This is a genomic window from Streptomyces malaysiense (assembly GCF_000980885.2).
Classification (GTDB): domain Bacteria; phylum Actinomycetota; class Actinomycetes; order Streptomycetales; family Streptomycetaceae; genus Streptomyces; species Streptomyces malaysiense.
In genome coordinates, this window is record NZ_LBDA02000063.1 from 1 (window position 1) to 4,775 (window position 4,775).

The following is a 4,775-nucleotide window of genomic DNA, read 5'->3' on the forward strand; positions in this document are numbered from 1 at the left end:
CCCCCCAGCCCCCCCACCTCCACACCCCACGACCTTCCTCGCCGCTCGCTCCGCTCGCCACTTCTCGTCTCTTCACCGCCTCTCACACTTCGATCCGCGCCGGCACGCCGACGAGGCGCGGATCGACGTCCCGCACCGCCCGGCACCGGTCCCCACGAGGGGAGGGACCGGTGCCGGCGGGCAGGGGACTCTTCCGCCGCGGCACACCTGGATATCTGACGACCCGTCAGCTACGGTCGCGGGCACCGGCTCTTCCCGAAGGGGTGCGTGCCATGCCCGAGCCTTCCCCGTGCCCGCGTCCGCCCGGCGCCCCGCGCTGGGTCGCGATGGTCCATGAAGCCGCCCGGGACTCCTGGGCGCCGGCCGCGCAGTCCCCGTACCGGACGCCCGTGCTGTACGCCGTCGGCGAGATGACCCGGACCGTACGGGCCCGCGGGGGCGAGCTCACGGTCGCGCTGTGGGGGCCGGAGGGTGGCGACTGGCGGCTGTACGACGTCCCGGGGGAGAAGGCCCCCGCCGGGCGGCCGGTCGCGCGGGACGGAAAGCCCGGACCGGCCGGACCGGCTGAATCACGCGAACGGTCCGAGACTTCCGTCCCGTCCGAACCGGACAAGCTCGCCGAACGCATGACGAACCGTCGCCACCAGGTGCTCACCGCGGCCCTGAGCGCGGCGGGCCTGTACGACCTCGCCCCCGAGGACGGCGCGGCCCTGCGGGCGCTGGCCGGCCGGCTGGACGAGCCCACGGTCCGCCGGGTCGCCCATTGGCTCGCGGCCGCGGCCGGTGCGGGAGCCGCCGGTTGAGCGGCCGTCCGGCCGGGCAGTGACGTCCTGGAACCCGAAGTGCCGAGGGCTGGAGGACGTATGAAGGTGACCGTCGACCGCGCCGCGTGTTACGGCTCCGCGGAGTGCGCGTTCCGGGCCCCGGCCGTGTTCGCCTTCGAGGACGGCTACGGCGTGGTGCTCCCCGGCAAGGAGGACGCCGCCGAGGAACCAGGGGTCCGGGAAGCGGCCGAGCGGTGCCCCTCGCAGGCGATCGTGCTCGGGGAGTAGGACCGCCGGGCGCTCGCTCGGCAGACGCGTGCGGGGCCTACGCCCCCCGCGGCGCCGGATACGTCCAGCCGAGGTCGGCCAGTGCGCGCGCCCTGGCCTGCGCGACCGCCGCGCGGGCCGTGCGCTCGGCGGGGTCGGTGTGGGACGACTGGCCGGTGACCTGCCCCTCCCATTTGCGGTAGAGCAGCCCGGCCTCGGCCGAGAACCAGCCGCGGCTCACCGCGTCCAGCGCCAGCAGCAGCCCCGTGTCCTCGGAGGCGGGCAGCGCCATCCAGCCGCCGAGCGCGGTCAGCAGCTCCCGGCGCACACACAGGGTCGCCGGATGGACCGGGGGCCGGAAGTCGTTCGCCGTCCAGTGCCGCAGCACGGCGCCGCGTTCCAGCGGACCCTCCCGGGGGTCGCCGGAAAAGCCGGCCGTGGAACCGTCGGGCAGCAGGTCCAGGACCCGGCAGGTCGTCCAGCCGAGGCCGGGACGCGCCTCCAGCACGGCGAGATCGCGGGCGAGCGCGCCCGGGGTGAGCCGGTCGTCTGCGTCCAGGACCTTCACGTACGCGCCCCGCGCGTGCGCCAGCGCCATTGTGCGGGCGACCCCCGGACCACCGGGTCTGCCCTGGTGGAAGAGGACACGCGGATCCTCGGGGACGTACGGGCGGACCTCGTCCGTCGTGCCGTCCTCCTGGATCACCCACTCCCAGCGCGCGCCGCCCGGCAGCTCCTGCTCGCGCAGGGACGCCCAGGCGTCCGGCAGGAACCGGGCCGAGGGGGCGTGGACGGCGGTGACGACGGTGACAACGGTGGCGCGCCGGGTCACGGCAGCACTCACCACCTCTCAAAGACCTCTCCGGGATGTCGCGGCCATCGTCTCAGGCCCCGCCCGGGGTGGCTTCGGCCCCCGGAAGAACGCGCGCGGGACCCCCGGCCGTGGCCGGGGGTCCTTCCGTGTCGACGGTGCGTACGCAAGTCGCCGATTTGTCGAGACGTCGCGGTGCCGAGGAGGAGAGGAGGGCCGGTTCAGCAGTCGAGCGATGCGGAGGGCTCTCTGGCCTCTGTCTCCTGCGTCCGTTCCGTCTCCTGCGCCTCGCGGGCCTTCTGTGTCTCGCGGCCGTCCGGTGTCAGCCTGCTGTCATCGAGGGCTCGGTGCCGGCAGTGGGGGGATTTCCCGTGGGCCTCGGCCCTGATCCGCTGTTTCATCGTGGGGGGCAGGGCCTTGGCGGAGGACCAGGACCCGTGGCGTGGTGCCGGGATCACCGGGACCGTGCGTTGCGCGGTCTCGGTGCGGGGGCTCTCGGTGCGCGGCGCGGCGGTCGCGGGGGCGGTGGCGGCGCTCACGAATCCGAGCGTCGTGCACAGCGCGAGAAAGGCGGTGACGATGGCAGTCCACAGCTTCATGACCTTGTTCCGGTCCATGGCCCCTCACTTTCGGGTTGGGCGATTTGCGTACTTTCCTCATGATGTGTATGTGGACCGTGAAGTGGTGGACCGACGCCCGTGGCGCGGCGATGTTCAGATGAACACCACTCGGATGGCCGTAAGAAGGTCGGAAAACCCCTAAATCCCGGTCAGCACGCGCGAAGGGGGAGCAAAGTGACCGTCCGTGGGGGTGCGGTCACCCTCCGGCCGGAACGCCGCCCGACCTGGGCTATTGCGCTGGCAGGGACCGGAGTTGGGGCCGGACGTAGGTCACCGATCGATATCGGCCGGTGTGTATAGTCGGGCGCCAGAGGTCCCCTACGTCAAGGAAAGACGAGGTCGCGCGGTGAAGAAGCTGCTCCTGGTCGCACTGGCCGCCATCGGCGGGCTCCTCGTGTACCGCCAGATTCAGGCGGATCGCGCCGAGCAGGACCTGTGGACGGAGGCGACTGACTCCGTGCCCACGGGTTCGTGAGTCCGATTCCAGAGTTTCAGCGGGCCCCGGTCGCACCAAGCGACCGGGGCCTTCGCGTGGGGTTGCGGGGGCCCGGGGGGTGCGCTACGGCCTCTCGTCCGGATCATGCCGGGCTGAGCCAAACGAAAGACCCTGGCCGCGGCCGGGAGCGAGGACTTTCGGACGGTCCCGCGCATTGACCTGATGGCGCGGCGGCCACCGGGGCAGGATGGGCCGCGAGGACGTGACGTCATAGGGGGTGCTCGTGCGGCGCAGGCGCGGGACGTGGGGACACGGGCGCAGGACGTGGACACGGGACCGCGGGCGCCCGGCCGCCCTGGTCCTGGCGCTGGGGCTGTGCGGCACGGGCCTGCTCCCGGCCGCCGCCGCGTCCGCCGCCGTCGATCCCGGGGCCTACGCCTTCGCCCCCGGCGCCCGCACCGTCGGGGGTGCGGCCTCCCCCGCCGCCGCCCCGCGCCTGGACCCCGGCCGTGTCTACCGCGATTCCCTGCCCGCGCACGGGCGGCTCGTCTACCGCCTCGACCTCGCCGACGACCGGGCCACGGCGTACGTCCCCGTCACCGCCGTACCGCCCGCGCACACCGACGTCACCTCCACCGACGGCATCCGGGTCACCGTACGGGACCCGCACGGCACGGCCTGCTCCTTCGCCACCGCCCGCTTCGGCGCCGGGCTCAGCCCGCGTCCGGTCACCGCCCTCGGCAAGCGCGAGGCGGGCAGGGCGCTGTGCCAGGGCGCGGGGACGTACTCGGTCATGGTCGAACGCCTCGACACCCAGGACACGTCCGCGCCCTGGGACCTGGAGCTGGCACCCGTCACGGAACCCCGGCTCGCCTCCCCCGTCCCCGGCGAGGCGCCCCGGTCGTGGGACTCCGCCTCGCCCGAGCCGATCACCGGCGCGGCCCGCGAGCGCGCCGGCGGGGCGGGGTTCACGGCGGCCCGGGGGCTGGGGCCCGGGGTCTGGCGGACCACCCTGGTGCCCGGCCGCACCTTGTTCTACAAGGTGCCGCTCGACTGGGGCCGCCGGCTCCAGGCCTCCGCCGAACTGGGCGGCGCGGCGGGGCACGGATACGTCGGCGGCGCCCTCGACCTCTCCCTGTACGACCCCGTGCGCGGCCTGGCCGACGACGTCTCCCTCGGCTACACCGGCGTCCGTAAGTCCGTCGCCCTCGCACCGCTGCCGCCGGTCGAGTACGCCAACCGCTACGCGGCCCCGGCCGCCGTCGGCGCCCTGCGTTTCGCCGGTGACTACTACCTGGTGCTGCATCTCAGCGACCAGCTGACCGAGACGTTCGGGCAAGGGCCGTACGAGGTGACGCTGCGGGTCCGCGTGGACGGCCGGGCGCACGCCGGGCCGGGGTACGACGGGCGTCCGGAGCCGGAGGGCGTCTTCACGCCGACGGCTCAGGACGAGGCGGCGATGCCGATCGGGGACGCCGGCGGTGCCGGGGGCACCGGAGAAGGCGGCTCGGCGGCGATGGAGGTCGTCGCGGCCGGCGGGATCGGGCTGGGGACCGCGCTGCTGCTGGTGCTCGGCGGATGGACACTGGCGGCCCGGCGGGCTCAGACGCGGGTCAGCGCCCAGAAGCCCACGGCGTAACAGGCCAGCGCCAGCAGCAGGATCGGGACGACGGCCCTGGCCGGGGGGCCGGGGCGGCGCCGGGCACGGCGGCCGTGCCCGGCCGGGGAAGCCGGGGGAGCGTCCGGGGCGCGGGCGGCCGGGGTGGTGTAGGCGGCGGTGACGCTGTCGCCGGGGTGCGCGGGCGCGGGGTGTCCGAAGTGCGCGGGCGGTGGGGGCCAGGAGCCGTGGGACGGTGTGGGAGTGGGGGGTGTGGAGG

Annotated in this window: 6 protein-coding genes and 1 pseudogene; 4 read left to right on the forward strand and 3 right to left on the reverse strand. The window is 74.7% G+C overall.

The features are described 5' to 3' along the window. Window positions 1-272 precede the first annotated feature (272 nt). Both VT52_RS26295 and VT52_RS26300 read left to right on the forward strand, forming a co-directional pair. On the forward strand, window positions 273-803 hold the full coding sequence (locus VT52_RS26295) for a hypothetical protein (RefSeq protein WP_046429073.1): 531 nt from the start codon (window positions 273-275) through the stop codon (window positions 801-803). A 60-nt stretch (window positions 804-863) separates the two neighbouring features. Further along, entirely contained in the window at window positions 864-1,052 is a 189-nt protein-coding gene (locus VT52_RS26300) for a ferredoxin (protein WP_037650358.1), read from the forward strand. 37 nt (window positions 1,053-1,089) lie between these two features. On the opposite strand, the gene VT52_RS26305 is transcribed toward VT52_RS26300, so the two are convergent. Both VT52_RS26305 and VT52_RS26310 read right to left on the reverse strand, forming a co-directional pair. Beyond that, on the reverse strand, window positions 1,090-1,875 hold the full coding sequence (locus tag VT52_RS26305; protein WP_107481451.1) for a glycosyltransferase family 2 protein: 786 nt from the start codon (window positions 1,873-1,875) through the stop codon (window positions 1,090-1,092). Window positions 1,876-2,063: 188 nt separating this feature from the next. Beyond that, complete coding sequence (locus VT52_RS26310; RefSeq protein ID WP_046429068.1) at window positions 2,064-2,459, reverse strand: DUF6344 domain-containing protein; 396 nt, start codon at window positions 2,457-2,459, stop codon at window positions 2,064-2,066. Between the two features lie 349 nt (window positions 2,460-2,808). Here VT52_RS26310 and VT52_RS38975 point away from each other — a divergent pair, with 349 nt between their 5' ends. Then, complete coding sequence (locus VT52_RS38975; protein WP_003999697.1) at window positions 2,809-2,937, forward strand: DLW-39 family protein; 129 nt, start codon at window positions 2,809-2,811, stop codon at window positions 2,935-2,937. A gap of 244 nt (window positions 2,938-3,181) precedes the next feature. Beyond that, window positions 3,182-4,537 carry a hypothetical protein gene (locus tag VT52_RS26315; protein ID WP_240509882.1) on the forward strand — a complete coding sequence of 452 codons (1,356 nt, stop codon included), beginning with the start codon at window positions 3,182-3,184 and terminating at the stop codon, window positions 4,535-4,537. On the opposite strand, the pseudogene VT52_RS26320 reads toward VT52_RS26315, so the two are convergent. After that, window positions 4,501-4,775: pseudogene (locus VT52_RS26320) on the reverse strand (serine/threonine protein kinase); the annotation flags it as partial. The gene VT52_RS26315 and the pseudogene VT52_RS26320 sit on opposite strands and share 37 nt — an antisense overlap.

What these genes read in the sequence shown, in the direction of transcription:
- VT52_RS26310 (WP_046429068.1), bottom strand. Translation starts at nt 2,459, where the DNA reads ATGGACCGGAACAAGGTCATGAAGCTGTGGACTGCCATCGTCACCGCC.
- VT52_RS26300 (WP_037650358.1), top strand. Translation starts at nt 864, where the DNA reads ATGAAGGTGACCGTCGACCGCGCCGCGTGTTACGGCTCCGCGGAGTGC.
- VT52_RS26295 (WP_046429073.1), top strand. Translation starts at nt 273, where the DNA reads ATGCCCGAGCCTTCCCCGTGCCCGCGTCCGCCCGGCGCCCCGCGCTGG.